We start from the raw sequence: 18,163 nt of genomic DNA, 5'->3' as shown, positions 1-18,163 counted from the left end.
TGCGGAGTATTACCAGTACATCGCTTCCCTCGTCGCAACATGGCGATTGCAAGGAAAGGACATCTACAACGAGCTGCAAACGTTACTCACACAGGAGCTCTGTCTACAGAGCTAAACAAATACTAAATAATAATGGCTTGTTGAGGGCACCCGAGAAATCTAAAACGCTGGTATGTCTGGATAGAGCCACCTGCTTGCTTCCCTGCGTGCGGTTGGTGGCTCCCCGTGCTTCATCGGGGTCACATACCGCCGCGCAGATCGCGTCATCCATCGTGCCGCGACGCAGAGCAGCCAGCTCCTGATAGGGTCGCTTCCGGTCCGATAGATCCGCAGAAGTTTGGGGATAACGTCCAGATTGTGCTCCAGGCAGATCCCGATAAGCTGCCAGTGAACCGGCCGCATCTTCGCGATGGTGAAGGTCTCCACATTACCGAGCACCGGGCCACGCATGGAGACGAAGTTCATGGGCACGATTAGTGACGAAGAGCCCTTCAAATCCTCAACGAGCTCGATGCTCGCGATGACATCGTCCGTAGTCTCACCGGGCAGGCCGTTGATAATCGTCGATGCATTGAACCAGTGCTGATCTTCAAGGAGCCCGAACGCCTGTTTGACGATCTCCGGCCAGTGGTGCGGCGATGAGGGCAGGACTTTACCGCGCATATGCCGCTCGATCAGGCGTGCGCTTCCGGTCTCCACCCCGGTCTGTGCACCTGTCCAGTCCTGGTCGAGTGCAGCATAGCATCGTTCCGTGATGGCGGTAAGCAGCTGAGGATTATGGTAGACCGAGGCAAGCGAGATATGGCTCGCGCCGATACTGGTGATGCCTTCCACCGCGGTGACGCGATCGATGAGGGTGAGCACGCGCTGATAGTCCGGGGTGATACCCTTTGCACCGTACCGGAGGATATCCTCAGAATGAAGTGAGATCGAGCACTGGCCCGCTTCACGATTCCGCTGGACGTCTCGTACAATATGCTCGACTGATTTAAAGCGAAGGCGCTGCATATTCGGTGTGCAGAAAGAGCAGCCGCGTCCACAGCCCCGACTCAGCTCCACGAGCCCGTGAATGGTTGCGCCCCTGATGTTCGGTATCTCATCGGTGCTCGGCTCTTCGCCTTCGATGATCCGCGGCATCTGCTCATCCGCAAGGATCGCTTTGAAGAGCTCGGGCGCGGTCAGTTCACCCTCGCCGAGGAGCACGTAATCGATATTGAGCTTGTCCATGACCGCCTCGTCCGCCAGCTGCCACGCCGCTTTCCCGCCCGCGACCACGGTCTTCTCCTTCATCACCAACTTCCGCATCAGCTCGAAGAACTTGACACGGTTGAGCGGCGGTCCGATATCAACGAGATCAACGAACTCCGAGGTCGGCGGATTGATACCGAGGAAATCGTGGCCACTGACGCCTATGATCTCCGTTCGCGGGCCCACTACCTGCTCCAGATCTTTCGGGTGGACGACGGCCACTTCGTCCGCGCCAAAGCGGTCGGCGAGCGCGGCTTCGATAATCCTGAGTCCATAGTCGGCATAGACCGCTCGCCCATTGATTCGCGGCACCGGCGGCGCGAAGATGCTGAAATAGAACCAATCAGGGAGAATCCCCTGCGGCAGGCAGGTGGAGAACCCCATGAAGATCCCCCAACGGTACCTGCTCATCATTGTCTCGTCTGCAGTCAACACGATTGTGGGTGTCTTCCCTGAGGTCCGAGAGAACGACAGATCGGTTCTCATCGCTGGTCTCAAGCCGCCAGGACCTCGTTCGAAGCTTTTTCCAGTCCACCGAGGTAAAGCAATGCGTGGTCAACCTTCGCTCTGAGATGGTCCAGGTCTTTAATGCCGTCGAGTTCATCCCGCAGCTGGCTAAGATATCGCGTGAGCTTCGCTCGTTCTGCCTTGATCAGCTCAACGAAGCTCATATTCGCCATATACAGGTTCTTCCCTATTCGCCGAACCCGGGTTACCAACCCCATACGAATCAGCGTATTCAGGTGGTTCATAGTCGAGGAAGAGGCGTAATGCGCACGTTCGCCGATCTCGTCTGCGGTTAACGGGTCAGGAGATGCGAGCAGTACGGCATAGATGGAGCTACACCCCTCACGCACATCCCAATTCGTCAGGATCGCGATCACACGCCTGATGACGGCCTCGACGGGGCGCGTATACTGAATAGGCGAGGAGCCCGCAGTTTCCGGCGCTCTCATACTTATCATAATTAGCATAGGTTTCAAATAACTTGCTGTGCATCCAGACTCATAACTCATGGTCGCGAATCACACTGGGACGACCGCTGATGAAGCCGCCGGGCGCACGAAGAGAAGAGCGAACTCCGCTCCTGGCCGTGCTATATGCGCGGGGGATTTCTCAACAGAAAATTGACCAGCACCAGAGCAACCATTGCTTCTGCCACCGGGACGATACGCGGGCAGATACAGGGGTCGTGGCGCCCCGTTATCTGGATCTCCACATCCTGCATCGTCGTCATGTTGACACTGCGCTGCGGCTTCGCGATGGAGGGCGTGGGCTTTACCGCGATTCTGCAGATGAGCGGTGCGCCGGTAGAAATGCCACCTAACACGCCACCTGCCGTGTTCGTTCTGGTCATTATCCTTCCCGCATGCACGAAGAGCTCGTCGTTCATCTCGCTGCCGCGCAATCGCGCAGCTTCGAACCCGGCGCCCAGTTCTACACCTTTTACTGCTCCGATACTCATCAAGGCCTTGGCAAGTTCGGCATCCAGTTTATCGAAGACGGGGTCGCCCAGACCGGGGGGAACACCGAGCGCACGCACCTCCACGATGCCACCGACGCTCTCTCCTTCTTCCTTCGCCGCTTTGATCGCCGCTTCCATCCGCTTCGCGGCTTCAGGATCTGCACACCGGACAGTCGTGCGTTCCGCATGGTCTCGTAGTTCCGCTGCACTCACCTCACGCGCTCGTATACCCGCGATCTCAACAACGTGGCCGAGTATCTCAACGGAATGTTGCGCCAGGATCTTCTTCGCGATCGCCCCTGCGGCAACGCGCGCTAGGGTCTCGCGACCAGAGGCTCGGCCACCGCCCCGATGGTCCCGTCTCCCGTACTTCAGCTGATAGGTATAATCCGCCTGGCCGGGCCGCGGGATGTGCTTGAATGACTCATAGGTACTCGAATTGACGTCTTTATTCCACACGAGCAGGGAAATGGGTGTGCCCAGCGTTTTGCCCTCAAAGATTCCGGATAAGAGCTGCACCTCGTCCGCCTCCTTCCGTGCTGTGGTGACGTCGCTTACACCCGGCTTTCGCCTGTTTAGCTCACGCTGTATCTCCGCAGCACTGAGCACAAGTCCCGCAGGGCAGCCGTCAATGACCACACCAAGAGCCGCGCCGTGGGATTCTCCCCAGGTCGTTATGCGGAATGCAGTTCCAAACGAATTGCCGGACATGTTACGAAGAATCTATCTAGATGGGTAGCATATAGGTAGCGCAGTACTTAAAGCCCGTTTAGCAAACGCGTCAGTTGTAAAGGGAGACGAGACGCTTGGCGATTCTAAACGCTGGATACTCAGAAAGGTGACGCGGGTAGCTGAAGCTCGCGTGCGCATTGGTCACGCTCGTTCCAAGAAACTTTTTATTAAGCCTGTTTATTGTAAAGAGTGATAGTGGAGCGAATAGGTCTGAGAGACGCTTATTTGCGCCACCCACCTGATCTATGGGAAGCAGCAAGACTGAGCGGAAGCCGATGGTGAACATCGGCATGATCGGGCATGTGGATCACGGGAAGACGACGTTAGTCAACGCGTTGTCGGGTGAGTGGACCGACCGACACAGTGAGGAGGTCAAGCGCGGGATATCGATACGGCTTGGCTATGCCGATGCGACCTTCAGGAAATGCCCGGTTTGCTCGGAGCCCACTTGTTACACGGTGGCTGAGGTCTGCAAACTGTGCGGCACGAAGACGGAGGAGGTGCGTACGGTCTCCTTTGTGGACTCACCCGGGCACGAAGCGCTGATGGCGACGATGCTCAGCGGTGCTGCGATAATGGACGGAGCTGTGCTGCTTATTGCGGCCTCCGAGCCGTGTCCGCAGCCGCAGACGGAGGAGCACCTGATGGCACTGAACATCGTGGGGATTGACAGGATCGTGATCGCTCAGAATAAGATAGATCTCGTCTCGCGCGAGGAGGCGATCGAGCACCACAAACAGATCAGGGAGTTTGTGAAGGGCACGATTGCGGAAAATTCGCCGATTGTGCCCATCTCGGCGCAGCAGGCTGCTAATATTGACGTGTTGATCAACTGCATTGAAGAGATCATTCCGACACCCGAGCGTCCCGAGAAGGAGATCGCCCGCATGCATATTGCACGCTCATTCGATATCAACAGACCCGGAACACCGATTCGCGATTTGAAGGGCGGTGTGGTTGGCGGGTCGCTGCTCAAAGGTCAGCTGCGAACGGGCGATCGCCTGGAGATACGACCGGGGCGGATGGTGACCGTGGGCGGCAAGTCGACGTGGGAGCCCCTGGAGACGGAGATCACGTCGATCGTGGTCGGAGGCACGCAGGTGTCGAAGGTGGCCCCGGGCGGCCTCCTGGGGATTGGCACGACCTTAGATCCCAGTATGACAAAGGAAGACGCGTTAGTAGGTCAGTGTGCGGGCAAACCCGGGACGTTACCACCGACCTGGGAGAAGTTAAGCGTCGATTTCCAGCTCTTCAAACGCGCAGTCGGTGTGAAGAAGGAGGAGGAGAAAGTGCCGGCGATCAAAGTGGGCGAGAACATCATGCTCAGCGCGGGCACGTCGATCACGATCGGCGAGGTGAAGAAGGTGACGAAGAAGACGCTGGATCTGATCTTGAGCAGGCCGGTCTGCGCAGAGACTGGCTCGCGGGTAGCAATCGGGCGGAAGATACGCGGCCGCTGGCATCTGATCGGTGCCGGCACGATCAAGTGAAAGTGACGGTGCGCTCGCTTTTCTTTCTGATTCCACACAGCTACAAGTCTACGCGCGCGAGAACACTATGTTACCGCCGGAGACCTCTGCTCTGATCGTATCCCCTTCACTGAACTCGCCTTCCAGGAGTCGCTTCGAGAGCGGGTCTTCGATCAGGCGCTGGATCGTGCGTTTGACCGGTCGTGCGCCGAAGACGGGATCGAAGCCCTGATTCGCGAGCAGCTCCTTCACGTCCTCGTTCACGGAGATCGAGAGCTTCTTCGAGGCCAGCCGCTCCTGGAGGTACCGCATCTGGATCTCGACGATCTTCTTGAGCTCGTCCATGCCCAGCGGATTGAAGGTAACAATCTCGTCGATGCGATTCAGGAATTCTGGCCTGAAGTGCGCTTTCAGCGCCTCCCGTAATCGCTTTTCCAGCTCCTCGCCCTGGTATTCCTGGATGAAGGGTGTGGCTATATTGGAGGTCATGATGATCACCGTGTTCTTGAAGTTCACGGTCCGGCCGTGGCCGTCGGTGAGCCGGCCGTCGTCCAGGATCTGCAAGAGCAGGTTGAAGACGTCGTTGTGCGCCTTCTCGATCTCGTCGAAGAGGACGACCGTGTACTGTTTGCGGCGCACCGCTTCGGTCAGGAATCCGCCTTCCTCGTAGCCCACATAGCCGGGTGGTGCGCCGATAAGCCGCGCGATCGAGTGGCGCTCCATGAACTCTGACATGTCCATACGCACCATCGCACGCTCATCATCGAAGAGGAATTCAGCCAGCGCCTTGGCGAGTTCCGTCTTCCCGACGCCCGTGGGGCCGAGGAAGATGAACGAGCCGATTGGCCTGTTCGGATCGCTGAGCCCTGCCCGAGCGCGGCGAATCGCATTCGAGACCAGCGAGATCGCCCGGTCCTGCCCCACCACACGCTGCTTCAAGCGCTCTTCCATCTGCAGCAGCTTCTCGGTCTCGCCTTCCAGCATCCTCGAGACGGGCACGCCCGACCATTTCCCGACGACCTCTGCAACGTCGTCTTCATCCACCTCCTCCTTGAGCATCATCTGTTCCTTCTGCAGTTCCTTCAGCTTCTCGTTCTGCGTGTTCAACTCGTTCTGCAGCTCAACAAGCGTGCCGTAGCGGATCTGAGCCACGCGTTCCAGATCGCCGCTGCGTTCCGCCTGCTGCTCCTCAAGCTTCGCCTGATCGACCTGCTCCTTGAGCGCGCGTGTCTTCTGAATGACTTCCTTCTCGTTCTGCCAGCGTGCTTTCAGCTCAGTACTCCGCTCCTTCAATTCCGCCAGCTCCTTACGAAGCTTCTCCAGCCGCTCCTTCGACTGCTGGTCCTTTTCACGCTTCAAAGCCTGCTCCTCGATCTCCAGCTGCCTGATCTTCCGCTCGACCTCGTCAATCTCGACCGGCATGCTGTCTATCTCGGTTCGCAACTTCGAAGCGGCCTCATCGATCACGTCAATCGCTTTGTCAGGGAGAAATCGATCGGTAATATAGCGGCTCGAGAGCGTCGCAGCCGCAACCAACGCCGAGTCCTTAATACGAACGCCGTGATGCAGCTCGTACCGCTCCTTCAAGCCACGGAGAATCGAGATCGTGTCCTCGACCGAGGGCTCACGAACGGTGATCGGCTGGAACCGACGTTCCAGTGCCGCGTCCTTCTCGATATACTTGCGATATTCATCGGTCGTGGTCGCACCGACACAGCGCAGCTCGCCACGCGCCAGGGCGGGTTTGAGCAGATTCGAGGCGTCAACGGCGCCTTCCGCTGCGCCCGCACCGACGACCGTGTGCAATTCGTCGATGAAGAGGACGATCTGACCCGCAGCTTGGTCAATCTCCTTCAAGACCGCCTTGAGCCGGTCCTCAAACTCGCCCCGGAACTTTGCACCCGCGATCAACGCGCCCATGTCGAGCGCGAGCACCCGCTTATCCTTGAGCGTCTCCGGCACGTCACCGTTGACAATGCGCTGCGCTAAACCCTCGGCGATCGCGGTCTTGCCTACACCCGCGTCGCCGATGAGTACGGGATTGTTCTTCGTACGCCGTGAAAGTACCTGCACGACCCGCCGGATCTCATCGTTCCGGCCGATAACTGGATCGAGCTTACCCTGCCGCGCCAGTTCCGTGAGATCGCGCGTGTAGCGCTCCAACGCCTGATACTTGTCCTCCGGGCTCTGATCCGTGATCCGCTGCCCGCCGCGAATTGAGGTGAGCGCACCAAAGATGCGGTCCTTCGTCGCGCCCACGTCTTTCAGGATCTGCGGCGATGCGGGATCCGTCTCGTCGGCGATCGCGAGTAGCATGTGCTCCGTGCTCAGGTACTCGTCCTTCATCGCCTGTGCTGCCTTCCACGCCGCTTCCAGAATGTTGTTCAACCGCGGCGAGATGAAGAGCTGGTCGACGCCGCCGGCGCCATAGACCTGTGGTTGTGATCGTAAGTATTCAGCAAGCCGTGTTTTGAGTTGATCACTATCAACCCCGATCTTCTGCAGGATCGGGATGACAATACCTTCTGGCTGCTCCACCAGTGCCAGCAGGAGGTGCTCGACCTCGATCTGCTGCTGATTGTACGTATCCGCGCGGTTCTTAGCCTCTTGTAAGGCCTCCTGCGCCTTTACCGTGAGTTTATCAAGTCTCATTCCTTTCCGTCACCACTAAGAAGAGTGGAGCGTATAATATATAAAGTTTTGCTTTTACCTTTTACCGCGCGAACGGGCCGGTTAACTCAGTGCATGCCGGGGTCGTCCGCACCGTCGCGCATCTCCCGCTTCTGCAGCTCGTTGGCGAACCAGACCGTCCGCTGCGGGAACGCGATCTCGATGCCCTGCCCCTCCAGCGCTGTTTTGATCTTCCATAACAATTCCTTCTTCACCCCGTACCACTCTTTCGACGGCGACCAGATCCGGACCATGATTTCAACCGCGTTGTCGCCGAGGTTATCGACGAAGATGTCAGGTGTTGGATTTTTCAGTGTTAGCGGATGCTCCTCACAGAGTCGGTGAATGATCGCGATTGCCTTATCAGCATCGTCACTGTACCGTATCCCGACGCGATACTCGAGCCGCCGGGCCACGTGCTCCACGTAGTTAGTGATATCGGTCGTAAAGACCTTCTCGTTCGGTATCCGCACGTAGAGCCCCTCAAAGGTCCTGATCGTGGTGGAGAGGATGCGAATGTCCTCGACGACGCCCGCAGTACCGGCGATGTTGACCGTCTGTCCGATCTTCATGGGCCGTTCAATCACCAGGAACAAGCCAGCCATGAGGTTGCTAACCACGCTCTGGCTCGCGATACCGAGCACGATACCCGCGACCCCGCCTGCGACCAGCAGCCCGGACGGATTGACCCCGAATACCGGGAGCACCAAGAGAAAGGCGATCGTTAAAATACCCCAGTAGATCACTTTGTTGATGATCTCTACATGGTCCTTGCTCATTCGATCTTTGAGAACGCGTCTGAGATTAACGCTTATTCCTTTGGCGATGATGATCGCAACGACAAGGATCAGGAGCACCCGCAGTAGATCCAGAACGCCGAACTCGCCGTAGATGGCAATATCTGGAATCATATCACCGTCTATCACCTCACTCACAATCCGGCCTCCATTATAAATTTCGTCAGGGGCACCTGGAGTTTCCGCACGGTGTAGAGCTCCAGCGACTTTGTCATGCCGCGCTCGAGCGGCTCGTCCGTGAACGTGGTCTCCGCTAGGTTCCGGAGCAGGATCTTCATCGTCGCACGCATCGAGACCAGCCGTTCATTATAGTAGATCTTCATGGTGTACGCGTTGAAGACCGCGCGGGTGACGGTCACCCAGTCGGACGTACTATTGTTGATGCGGAGCTGCACGACGCCCTCACGGCGTGGATTAACCGCGGGGACAGTAGCAGAAACGGTGCTCCGCCAGTATTTGCAGATCACGCCGGTCCGGGGGTCGCCGTAGAGCGTAAACTTCTGCGGCCGGAGCGAGAAGATGTCCAGCACCTCAACGGTTTCGTTCGCCGTGATAAAGACCCCGATCTCGATGGGGAAGGTGAGAAATACGGTCTTTGTCGTTGCGGGCTCAACCACGAGCGTCTTATCCAGCTCGATGAGCAGCGCCTTGGCGAGTTCCTTGGGTAGGTGAAGCGGTTCTACCGGGTTGATGAGCACCGTACCCGTGCGCGTGAGAATCTCCTTCTCCACGGTCACGCCGTTACACGTGCTCCGGTACCTGAACCCCTTGTCATCGCGCTCGATCGCGAGCGAGACGCCCTCAGCTGCGATCTCCACAGGAATGGTGTACTGGCCAAACATCTATCGCGTATATGTTACTCAGAATGCGTGAGGCATAAAAGAGTATCGCCACTCAGACAGAGAGAGACCGCGCCCATAGCAGAGTAGCATTCAGCGCGCCGTCCAAAAGCGGTTAGAACGAATCTAGCTAGCACTTTAGTGCACGACCCTGCAAAGGGTTTATCTGTGTTCGCAGAGTAACGGTATAGCGAAGACGCGTAACCGCGCGACAAGAGTGACTATGATCACGGTCAAGGAACTCATCAAACTGATAGTAAGCATACTCGTTTGCCTACTCGCAGGCCAGATCGGTGCCCTTGCTACCAGCGCATCGATACCGACGTGGTACGCAACACTCAACAAACCGTTCTTCACGCCGCCCAACTGGGTGTTCGCCCCGGTCTGGATAACTCTGTATCTGCTGATGGGCATTGCCGCATTTCTCGTCTGGCAGCAGGGCTTCGAACAGCCGCGCGTACGTCGTGGATTAGTGATCTTTGGGATACAGCTCATCCTCAATACGCTCTGGTCGATCGCGTTCTTTGGCCTGCAATCGCCGCTCGCGGGTCTTGTGGTTATCGTTCTGCTTTGGCTGGCGATCCTGCTGACCATTCTGTCGTTCTCACCAATCTCAAAGCCTGCAGCGATCTTGCTTATCCCCTACCTCCTCTGGGTGAGCCTCGCTGCGCTCTTAAACGCTGCCATTCTCATCTTGAATTAATCGGGATGCCCGAGGGGTAACGAGAAAGAGCCTGCTCAGTCTAGACCGTAATCGCGTGGCCTAATCCACTATTTCAGCGCAAGCAGGATGGAGACGCCGACGAGCAGCAGGATGACAAAGATAATCCAGTAGATGACCATCACCGCTCGCGTGGCCGGCGATTCTGCCCGCAACTTGCCCAGCGATACGCCGAGCAGCACACCCATGCCCATGCCAAGCGCCAGTCCCAGCCCGATGCTGTCGGTGACGAAGGTGAGTATGACTGCGAGTACCAATCCCGCGGCTAACCCGGCAGCTAGATTCCGCTTCGTGATGTGCAGCTCACCCGTTTTCGGTTGCTCGTTCATCGCAGTCCCTCCTGCTGTTCATGCCGCTCGATCCCCTATCCACGTTCAGTGTGGCCATTAGCGCACGAGGTTGTTGTAACCAAAGCGGTCCTAAATCCGTGCCAACTGCCGCACCAGTTCCACCTGCTCGGGATGCTCGAGCGCGTAGTGCACCCGCCCTTTCACGTGCTCGATTGCCGCGTTTACCGCGCAGCCCTTTGCAACGAGATAGGCCGCGGCGACCATCCCGCTTCTACCAATGCCCGCGTAGCAATGCACCAATACCGCAGACCCGTTCACTGTTTCTGTAGTTATCCAATCTGCAAGTTCACGCAACTCAGCCAGGCTCGGGGTGCCAAAATCAGGTATGGGGAGGTGCTTGACCTTCACGCCGAAGCGTGCCCATGCTTGTAGATCATACTCGAGCTCACCGGTTTCCACGAGCACGGCAACGGCCTTGAAGCACCCAGCGAGATCTTCGAGTTCGGCGTCCGAGGGCATTGGTGTTACGGCGAGTTTCTCATCTATCCAGATAACCATTCTTCCGCACCTCCCGTGCTCTTTCGTGAAAGCCCACCCTCTGATTCCAGCCGCCGCTCACGTACCCATTTCACGGCATAGAGGAAGGGCGTGTCAATCGCCGCGATGATCAGCTTCACAAGATACTGACCGATGATCAAGGGCACGACGGGCAGCACGCCGTAAAAGGCGAGTGAGATAAAAATAACGGTATCCAGCGCCTGGGAGGTCATCGTCGAGGCATTGTTCCGCAGCCAGAGGTGCTTACCCGCCGTCTTTTCCTTTATCCTGTGGAAGACGAGCACGTCCCAGTTCTGGGAGATGAGGTACGCGGCCAGACTGCCGAGCACGATCCGTCCGGTGAGCGTAAGCGTGGCTTCAAAGGCTGCCTGGCCCTGCCACCACGCCGGAGCTGGCCATGCAATGGCGATCTCGACCGCGATGACAAGGAGGATCGAGGCGAGGAAACCGCCCCAGACCGCCTCTAACGCTTTTCGCTTGCCGTAGAACTCACAGAGGATATCAGTAATAAGAAAGCTCGTTGCATACACGATCACTCCGGCCGGCAGGGTGAATGAGCCGAAGAGCACGATCTTATTGGCCAGGATCTGCGCCATGACCACGAGCCCGACGAAGATTCCAATGGTCAGACCGGTCCCGTATTTCTCGCCGAGTGCCGCGATAATGCTCGCGCCTGCAAGTGTCACGATAATCCACAGAATGATGAATTCGATCATATATGTTCGATTTGCTCTTATCGCCTCTCTCTTTGCTCCGGGCATGCCGCTCCGGGCCACGTCCAGTAGGAAGTAGAGCAGTAGAGGATATGTACTTTATCGGCTCAACGTTTGCGTCTATCTCGCGGGAGGATCGCTCGAGGATGAACGAGCGTGCGTGCGGCAAAGACGTGTGCTCATCCGCGCAGCAGCGCGAGAAACGGACGACGTCACGTGCCGTTTTAACTATGCGCATGAACAATCGTAAGCTATACGGAACGATGCATAATCTCGATATTGCCCGGATTTTTAACGAGATTGCTGATATTCTCGAGGTGCAGGGCGAGAACGCGTTCAAGATCCGCGCTTACCGCAAGGCCGCGCTCACGATAGAAACGCTGACACAGGATTTGACGGTGATCGCGGAACGCGGCGGTGTGAAAGAGCTGAAGAAGATTCCGGGCATCGGCGAGGGTATCGCCAAGAAGATCGTGGAGATCGCGGAAACCGGCGATTGCAAGAAGCATCGGGAGTTGCTGCAGGAAATGCCGGCAGAACTGATCGAGCTTCTCGCGATCCCGCATGTCGGTCCGAAGACGATTGCGAAGCTGCATGCAGAGTTGGGGATCGCAAATCTCGCGGGCTTAGAAGAAGCTGCGAAAGCACACAAGCTGGCTGGACTTTCCGGGTTGGGCACAAAGGCCGAGGAGAACATACTGAAAGGTATTGAGCAGTATCGAAGCCACCAGGGCCGCGTCTTGCTCTCTAAAGCGCTACCGTATGCTGAGGCAATCGTGAGCGAGTTGCAACGACTGGATGCTGTGGAGCGGATATTGATCGCAGGCAGTTTGCGACGCATGCGGGAGACGATAGGCGATATCGATATTTTGGTCGTCTCGACGCGGCCGAACGAGGTGATGGACGCATTTACGCGCATGGATGGTGTGGAGGACGTGATCGCAAAGGGCGAGACGAAATCGTCCATCATCATCCGGGGCATCAATGTGGATTTACGAGTGGTCGAAGCGGTCTCTTTCGGCGCGGCTGCGCACTATTTCACCGGCTCGAAGCACCACAATGTGCGAATCCGGGAGCTCGGGCTGAAGCGGGGGCTAAAGATCAATGAGTACGGCGTCTTTCGCGGTACTGAGCGCATCGGGGGCGAACAGGAGTCGGAGATCTTTGCAAGCGTCGAGCTCCCGTACATACCGCCGGAACTCCGCGAGGATCGCGGTGAGATAGAAGCAGGGCGGGCGGGGAGCATACCGAATCTGGTCGAACTCGGGGATCTCAAGGGCGATTTGCACGTGCACAGTATCTGGAGCGACGGGAAGAACAGCATCGAGGAGATAGCGGATGCTGCGCTCGACCTGGGCTACGAGTATATGGCGATCGTAGACCACTCACCCGCGGTCGGTATCGCTGGTGGCCTGAATGAGGAGAAGATCCCCAAACGCTCGGCAGAGATCGAGCGAGTTAACAACCGATTCGAGGACGAAGGCATTCAGTTCAGGGTGTTGAACGCTGTTGAAGTCGACATAAAGTCTGATTCTTCGCTCGATTTCACAGATACCATTCTGGAGACGTTTGACCTTGTTGTCGGCGCGGTGCACTCGAAGTTCTCCCAGGATCGGGCCACGATGACGAACCGCATCATAAGCGCGATGGAGAGCCCGCACGTGGATATTATCGCGCACCCTACCGGTCGCTTATTGGGCAAACGGGATCCGTACGCGGTGGATATGGCCCAGCTCATGGCTGCGGCTAGGGAAACGAGAACGATTCTGGAGCTCAATTCCTACCCTGAGCGACTCGATCTCAATGATCTCCACTGCAGGATGGCGAAGGATTATGGCGTGCTCGTGGCCATCTCCACTGACGCACACGACACCCTACAGATGCACGACGTGCGCAGATACGGCATCGCAACCGCGCGTCGCGGCTGGCTCGAGCCGAAGGATGTCGTGAATACCAGGGATTTAGCGGGACTGATACAGTTAGTGAAGGGGAGCTGAACGGGGAGCTAAAAGGTCCTCAATTCCCCGCGCATGGCCTTCTTCGTGATCTCTGTTACGCTCGAGAGCCCTTCGTCAATGATGCGTTTCACCTTCTTCTCCATCCATTCCCGGTTCACGCCAGTGAGCGGGATGATTTGCGCGGTCGCGACCTTCGGATCGTCGATCCGCCGGCCGATCTCAGAGAGGATCTTGAGCTGCACCTCGCGAATGCCATCGACGTTCTCAACGATCTCCCGGGCTATGCGGTTGGCGAGCAAGTTGTAGATCTTGCCCGTGTGGTTCACCGGATTCTTCCCACAGGTTGCCTCAAGGCTCATGTTGCGGTTCGGCGTAATAAGTCCATTGGAGCGGTTACCGCGCCCCGTCGCACCGTCGTCACCCATCTCCGCTGAGGTACCCGTAACGGTAAGGTATACCGAGCCGGGCATGTCGGCCATGTTCACCAGCACGTTGACGTCCCGCCCGGTATAATCCTTCGCGACGCTCGTGATATACTCCCGTAACCGTTGCTTGATAGTTATGTAATGATCGTAATCCTCCACGTATCTGGAGACGAAGGCGTCACCGACTGTCAAGGTGATCGTGTCCTGCTCACGGAGCGCCATCACCTTCATATCCTCGCCGACCGCTTTCTCCTCGTCCCGGAACACCGCCATCACTTTCTCCTCGACGTTGAGCACGATCGATTCCGTCTCGGAAAGTGGTGCATGAGCCACGCCGAATGAGGTATCATTTGCCATCGGCACGGTCAGTTCTGCGTTCTCTTTTCTGTTCCCCTCGAAGACCCCGATGAGATCAGATGAGCCGTGTCCCAACTTACTGTCTACGATCACGTGCCGTTCCACGTCCAGATTCCGGACGTTCTTCAGATATCGCTTCGCCGCCTGAATTGCCACGGTATCAACGGGGATTTCATCAGTCCCGAAAATGCGCGTTGCACGGCCACCGAGCAGTATGTAGATCGGCGAAATGACCTCGCCACCGCCATAACAGGGATTTGACCGCCCGGCAACGAGCTGGACCTTATCGGTGTTGTGGTGCAGGATTACGCCACAGGTTCGCAGGTACTCCTGACACAATGCCACGCTTACCGCCTCTGCAATTCCGTCACACAAACTATCAGGATGCCCCAGCCCTTTCCGCTCAACGATCTCGATCTCCTGCTCTTCCACGGGCTCCCGATTCACGAACTCAACCTTTATCTTTCGCTCCATCGAGCCGCTCATACCCATTTTTTCGCCCTCTTACTCTCAATGTCTTTCCTGTACGTACCCAAGAAACGCGTGACTGACTGGTTCAAAGGTCTGTACTATTGAGGTCTTTCTTAAAGAAAAGCTCGGTCGGAATGATGGCACTGTTCCCCGTCGGGTCAGTGATGATCAGGGTCATCTGTGCGTTACCCAGCTTGATTTCCTCGATCTGCTTCAGGACCTCATCTGCTCGTTTCTTGCTCTCCGCGTCCTTGCTCAGTATCTGCACGACCCGCTCGACACGCCTCAGCACGCCCTCGACCGTCGTGATGAAGGCCTCGCCCCGCTTCGGCTCGACAATGAGCCCCAGCTCAGGTATCTCGATAGTTCCGAACGAGGAGCGAACAACAACTGCGTCGATGTCCTTGGGTGCTGCTATCACCTTCTCACACCGATTCTGCTTCTGATCAGCGAGCATCATGACGTCCGTCGCGTGATAGCCGCAGGAGTCGCAGACCGCGGTGAAGATCATGAACTCACCGAAGTGCGGGATTTCATACGGGAGGCAGCTTAATTCGCTCTCCGCACCACAGACTGGACAGGTCTCTTTCACCGCGCGCCACCACTCACTGCACGTTACGTTAATTCAAGCTGCGTTTCTTACACTGGCTCCGATGTTCGGTCGGCCAGGCTATTTCCCGGAGAGTTTCTGCCGTTCGATCTTAATTCCCGTTGGGGTCACAATCACCAGATCATCAGCAATACCGGCGATATCGCCACTGATATCCGAGGCCACCATCTTCAAGTCCTTAATGGTCTTCTCGACAAGCACCTTATCCTGCTTCGCCAGAGAGATATCCAGGAGCAGGATATTACCTGAATAGATCTCCTTCTTCAAATCGGGGAGATCGTAAAGCCCGGTTAGCTCCGCGGTCTTCACGTACATCCGCACGCCTTCTTCTTCTCTGAGCTCCGCCTCGTACGCTTCCAAGTCCAGGTCCCAATAGTCCTCCTCGTCACCAATGCCCTCGCGTTTCGCGAACAGCTTCTCAAATCCTTCTTTTAATCCCATTTTGCCCCGCTCACATCTGTAATAGTATTGTTTCGTTCTGAAATTAAAAGTATCGGCGACGTCTTAAAACCTATGGTATGCCCCATAACGGCTGTGCTTTTAAAAAAGGTGAGAAGCGATGCCGTAGAAGTACCACCCCCATAGCTTTAAGCATATCGCAGCTGCGCAATGGTCTTGCTCCAGGGACAGGTGTGGCGATAAGGACACCCGACCCGCATCCTCCAGCTCGTGGGCAATCACGGCGCACACCTGCCCCTCATGACGGATACATAACCGTTAGAGGCTATGGCAGTACCATATGACCCGCCATTGGGGCTAGCTCGATCGATAACAACGTGCGCACCGTGCGCTGGGCGCGTTCAGCACTGCTTGCTTCTCCTTTCTGTTCGTTTTTGGTACCTTGCACTGCGGAAGATGGTCAGTTTTTTCATATACCTCGGTTATAATAGGTGCTGTACAGCGAGAGCCGCTGTGCATGAAACCTTTATATACTCGTGGGTTTATGGGATGAACCAGAGAGGTAAAGAAGAGAAAGTTTTTGACTTTTTTCTTGAGTAGAAAGAATGGAGTATTTTGGAAAGCTAGGTATTATTGAGCCTATTTTAAAGTCAGTAGAAGAAGCGAAGTTTGAAAGACCAACAGAGATCCAGGCGAAAGCAATCCCCTCAATCCTTGAGGGCCGGGACGTTATCGCTGGTGCATCGACCGGATCAGGCAAGACACTTGCCTTTGCGGCCGCTATAATCGAGAAATCAGAGAAGGGCGCAGGAATCCAGGCGCTGGTCTTGACACCAACGCGGGAGCTGGCACAGCAGGTAGCCGCGGCACTCGGCGATTTCTCGCGGTACAAGCCGCTGCGGATCGTTGCGGTCTTCGGCGGCGTCTCGATCAACCCGCAGATGGCGCAATTAAGGACTGCAGACGTCGTCGTTGGGACTCCGGGCAGGATACTGGACCATCTAGGACGGGGAACGCTTGATCTGCGCGGTGTAACGACGCTCGTTCTGGATGAAGCAGACCGGATGCTGGATATGGGCTTCATCGACGATGTGGAGCAGATTATCCGGAAGTGCCCGCGTAAGCGGCAGACACTTCTGTTCTCGGCAACCATTACCGGCGAGGTCGCGCGACTCGCGCGGCGCTACATGAACGAGCAAGTTGAGATCTCGGCAGAGCAATACGTCGATCCGCGGAAGTTGACCCAGTTTTACTATGACGTGCTCGATGAGCGTATGAAGTTCTCGGTGCTGGTCCATTTATTGCAGCATGAGAAGGCGGGATTGGTTATGGTCTTCTGCAATACGCGGCATAATACCGACTTCGTGGCGAACAACCTCATGGCGGTGGGTGTCGACGCGCTCGCGATCCACGGCGGACTGACGCAAGAGAAACGGAACACCGTTATGAAGCAATTCCATACACAGAGCGTCTGCGTGCTGGTCTGCACCGATGTCGCGGCACGTGGGCTTGATATCCCCGGAATCTCGCACGTCTACAATTATGATATCCCTGGCGACAGCACTGATTACATTCATCGTATCGGCCGCACGGCACGAGCAGGTGAGGAGGGGTGCGCGATCAGCATCCTCACGCCCAGCGATTACGATAACTTCAGAAGAGTAATGCATCTCAAGGATATCAGGATAACCGAGAAGCAGCTACCAGCGGTGAAGCGCGTGCAAATAAGCTGGAAGGCTAAAGGGCGTTCGAGACCCGGGAGACACGGAGAGAGACAGAGGCCGAGTAGAACCGCATATTACAAGAAACGGACGAGCGCTCAATCACGAGTGACCGGTTAGTTAAGTAAGCTCTTTGTTTGTTCGCGTGTACGGTATCAAAAAACGTTACGGCACGAGAATCGCCCCTCTGCGCAGCAGCGCCGTCGCGCCCACAAAGTATCGGTGGTGATGACCATGGTGGGTGACGTATCGAAAGAGTGCTCGCAACTTACCGGGGCTAGAAACTCAGTTTCTATAACGAACTCCGACGGGACTATGCCTTCCTCCTGCCGTATGCGGGTCGCTCTCCGAACGGCTCGTAGCGTACCTGGACCTCTACTTTGGTGGCTAAACCCAGCTATGGTCGGAACAGTAAAAACACGCCGTTAACACCCGTGGTCTTGACGTTGGTCTCACGGGAGGACTTAGAGCTGAGTAGAGCGGGATACTCGAGCAAGGAGATCAGGGAGAAGAAGATCGTGAGATTGTTCACCGAAGCGTATGAGCAGGAAGCATTGCTCACCCACAGAGATGTGGCATTCCTCTTGCATGTATCTACCGGAACAGTGAGCAAACAGGTGAATGAATACATGAAAGAGAATGGGGCGGTTGTGCCGACGCGAGGAGTGGTCCATGATATAGGACGGGCGATGACCCTTAAGAGGATCATTGTGGGTCTGT

General features: G+C 56.5%; 17 protein-coding genes and 1 pseudogene. 6 read left to right on the top strand and 12 right to left on the bottom strand.

Annotated features, from left to right (window positions below; translation table 11 throughout):
• Positions 1-159 precede the first annotated feature (159 nt).
• The 3 genes from ENN68_03890 to ENN68_03880 all read right to left on the bottom strand — a co-directional run bounded on the left by ENN68_03890 (position 160) and on the right by ENN68_03880 (position 3,424).
• The gene (locus ENN68_03890) at positions 160-1,734 is read right to left on the bottom strand and encodes a B12-binding domain-containing radical SAM protein (GenBank protein ID HDS45226.1); all 1,575 of its coding nucleotides are present in this window, start codon (positions 1,732-1,734) and stop codon (positions 160-162) included.
• 8 nt (positions 1,735-1,742) lie between these two features.
• Positions 1,743-2,204: a hypothetical protein gene (locus ENN68_03885; protein ID HDS45225.1), complete on the bottom strand. Its 462-nt coding sequence runs from the start codon at positions 2,202-2,204 to the stop codon at positions 1,743-1,745.
• Positions 2,205-2,344: 140 nt separating this feature from the next.
• Entirely contained in the window at positions 2,345-3,424 is a 1,080-nt protein-coding gene (locus tag ENN68_03880) for a chorismate synthase (protein ID HDS45224.1), read from the bottom strand.
• Positions 3,425-3,690: 266 nt separating this feature from the next.
• On the opposite strand from ENN68_03880, the gene ENN68_03875 reads away from it, so the two are divergent.
• Positions 3,691-4,935: a translation initiation factor IF-2 subunit gamma gene (locus ENN68_03875; GenBank protein ID HDS45223.1), complete on the top strand. Its 1,245-nt coding sequence runs from the start codon at positions 3,691-3,693 to the stop codon at positions 4,933-4,935.
• 48 nt (positions 4,936-4,983) lie between these two features.
• Here ENN68_03875 and clpB read toward each other — a convergent pair whose 3' ends face one another.
• The 3 genes from clpB to ENN68_03860 all read right to left on the bottom strand — a co-directional run bounded on the left by clpB (position 4,984) and on the right by ENN68_03860 (position 9,223).
• Positions 4,984-7,566, bottom strand: coding sequence for an ATP-dependent chaperone ClpB (gene clpB / locus ENN68_03870; protein HDS45222.1), 2,583 nt, complete (start codon positions 7,564-7,566; stop codon positions 4,984-4,986).
• 86 nt (positions 7,567-7,652) lie between these two features.
• Positions 7,653-8,495: a mechanosensitive ion channel family protein gene (locus ENN68_03865; protein HDS45221.1), complete on the bottom strand. Its 843-nt coding sequence runs from the start codon at positions 8,493-8,495 to the stop codon at positions 7,653-7,655.
• A gap of 20 nt (positions 8,496-8,515) precedes the next feature.
• Positions 8,516-9,223 carry a DUF432 domain-containing protein gene (locus ENN68_03860; GenBank protein HDS45220.1) on the bottom strand — a complete coding sequence of 236 codons (708 nt, stop codon included), beginning with the start codon at positions 9,221-9,223 and terminating at the stop codon, positions 8,516-8,518.
• Positions 9,224-9,443: 220 nt separating this feature from the next.
• On the opposite strand from ENN68_03860, the gene ENN68_03855 reads away from it, so the two are divergent.
• Positions 9,444-9,923 (top strand): tryptophan-rich sensory protein, encoded by a 480-nt coding sequence (locus ENN68_03855; GenBank protein HDS45219.1) that lies wholly within the window; start codon positions 9,444-9,446, stop codon positions 9,921-9,923.
• Positions 9,924-9,991: 68 nt separating this feature from the next.
• Here ENN68_03855 and ENN68_03850 read toward each other — a convergent pair whose 3' ends face one another.
• The 3 genes from ENN68_03850 to ENN68_03840 all read right to left on the bottom strand — a co-directional run bounded on the left by ENN68_03850 (position 9,992) and on the right by ENN68_03840 (position 11,505).
• Positions 9,992-10,270 carry a hypothetical protein gene (locus ENN68_03850; GenBank protein HDS45218.1) on the bottom strand — a complete coding sequence of 93 codons (279 nt, stop codon included), beginning with the start codon at positions 10,268-10,270 and terminating at the stop codon, positions 9,992-9,994.
• Positions 10,271-10,360: 90 nt separating this feature from the next.
• The gene (locus ENN68_03845; protein HDS45217.1) at positions 10,361-10,789 is read right to left on the bottom strand and encodes a protein tyrosine phosphatase; all 429 of its coding nucleotides are present in this window, start codon (positions 10,787-10,789) and stop codon (positions 10,361-10,363) included.
• Complete coding sequence (locus tag ENN68_03840) at positions 10,774-11,505, bottom strand: VUT family protein (GenBank protein HDS45216.1); 732 nt, start codon at positions 11,503-11,505, stop codon at positions 10,774-10,776. Before ENN68_03840 ends, ENN68_03845 begins: the two co-directional genes overlap by 16 nt.
• 2 nt (positions 11,506-11,507) lie before the next feature.
• On the opposite strand from ENN68_03840, the gene polX reads away from it, so the two are divergent.
• Positions 11,508-13,499 (top strand): DNA polymerase/3'-5' exonuclease PolX, encoded by a 1,992-nt coding sequence (polX, locus tag ENN68_03835; GenBank protein ID HDS45215.1) that lies wholly within the window; start codon positions 11,508-11,510, stop codon positions 13,497-13,499.
• Positions 13,500-13,507: 8 nt separating this feature from the next.
• Here polX and ENN68_03830 read toward each other — a convergent pair whose 3' ends face one another.
• The 3 genes from ENN68_03830 to ENN68_03820 all read right to left on the bottom strand — a co-directional run bounded on the left by ENN68_03830 (position 13,508) and on the right by ENN68_03820 (position 15,764).
• Positions 13,508-14,716 (bottom strand): methionine adenosyltransferase, encoded by a 1,209-nt coding sequence (locus ENN68_03830; protein HDS45214.1) that lies wholly within the window; start codon positions 14,714-14,716, stop codon positions 13,508-13,510.
• Positions 14,717-14,798: 82 nt separating this feature from the next.
• Positions 14,799-15,338 (bottom strand): ZPR1 zinc finger domain-containing protein, encoded by a 540-nt coding sequence (locus ENN68_03825; GenBank protein HDS45213.1) that lies wholly within the window; start codon positions 15,336-15,338, stop codon positions 14,799-14,801.
• 45 nt (positions 15,339-15,383) lie between these two features.
• Positions 15,384-15,764 (bottom strand): DUF552 domain-containing protein, encoded by a 381-nt coding sequence (locus ENN68_03820; GenBank protein HDS45212.1) that lies wholly within the window; start codon positions 15,762-15,764, stop codon positions 15,384-15,386.
• A gap of 563 nt (positions 15,765-16,327) precedes the next feature.
• On the opposite strand from ENN68_03820, the gene ENN68_03815 reads away from it, so the two are divergent.
• The 3 genes and pseudogenes from ENN68_03815 to ENN68_03805 form a co-directional block, all read left to right on the top strand.
• The gene (locus tag ENN68_03815) at positions 16,328-17,563 is read left to right on the top strand and encodes a DEAD/DEAH box helicase (protein HDS45211.1); all 1,236 of its coding nucleotides are present in this window, start codon (positions 16,328-16,330) and stop codon (positions 17,561-17,563) included.
• A gap of 24 nt (positions 17,564-17,587) precedes the next feature.
• Positions 17,588-17,872, top strand: a pseudogene (locus ENN68_03810) (hypothetical protein).
• A partial coding sequence (locus ENN68_03805) for a DUF1670 domain-containing protein (GenBank protein HDS45210.1) occupies positions 17,824-18,163 on the top strand: 340 nt, incomplete at its 3' end. The pseudogene ENN68_03810 and the gene ENN68_03805, both read left to right, overlap by 49 nt.

The sequence above is a fragment of the Methanomicrobia archaeon genome (genome assembly GCA_011049045.1).
Lineage (GTDB): Archaea > Halobacteriota > Syntropharchaeia > Alkanophagales > Methanospirareceae > JACGMN01.
Note: the sequence above shows the minus strand (reverse complement) of the source record. Positions and strands in the feature narration are given on the sequence as shown.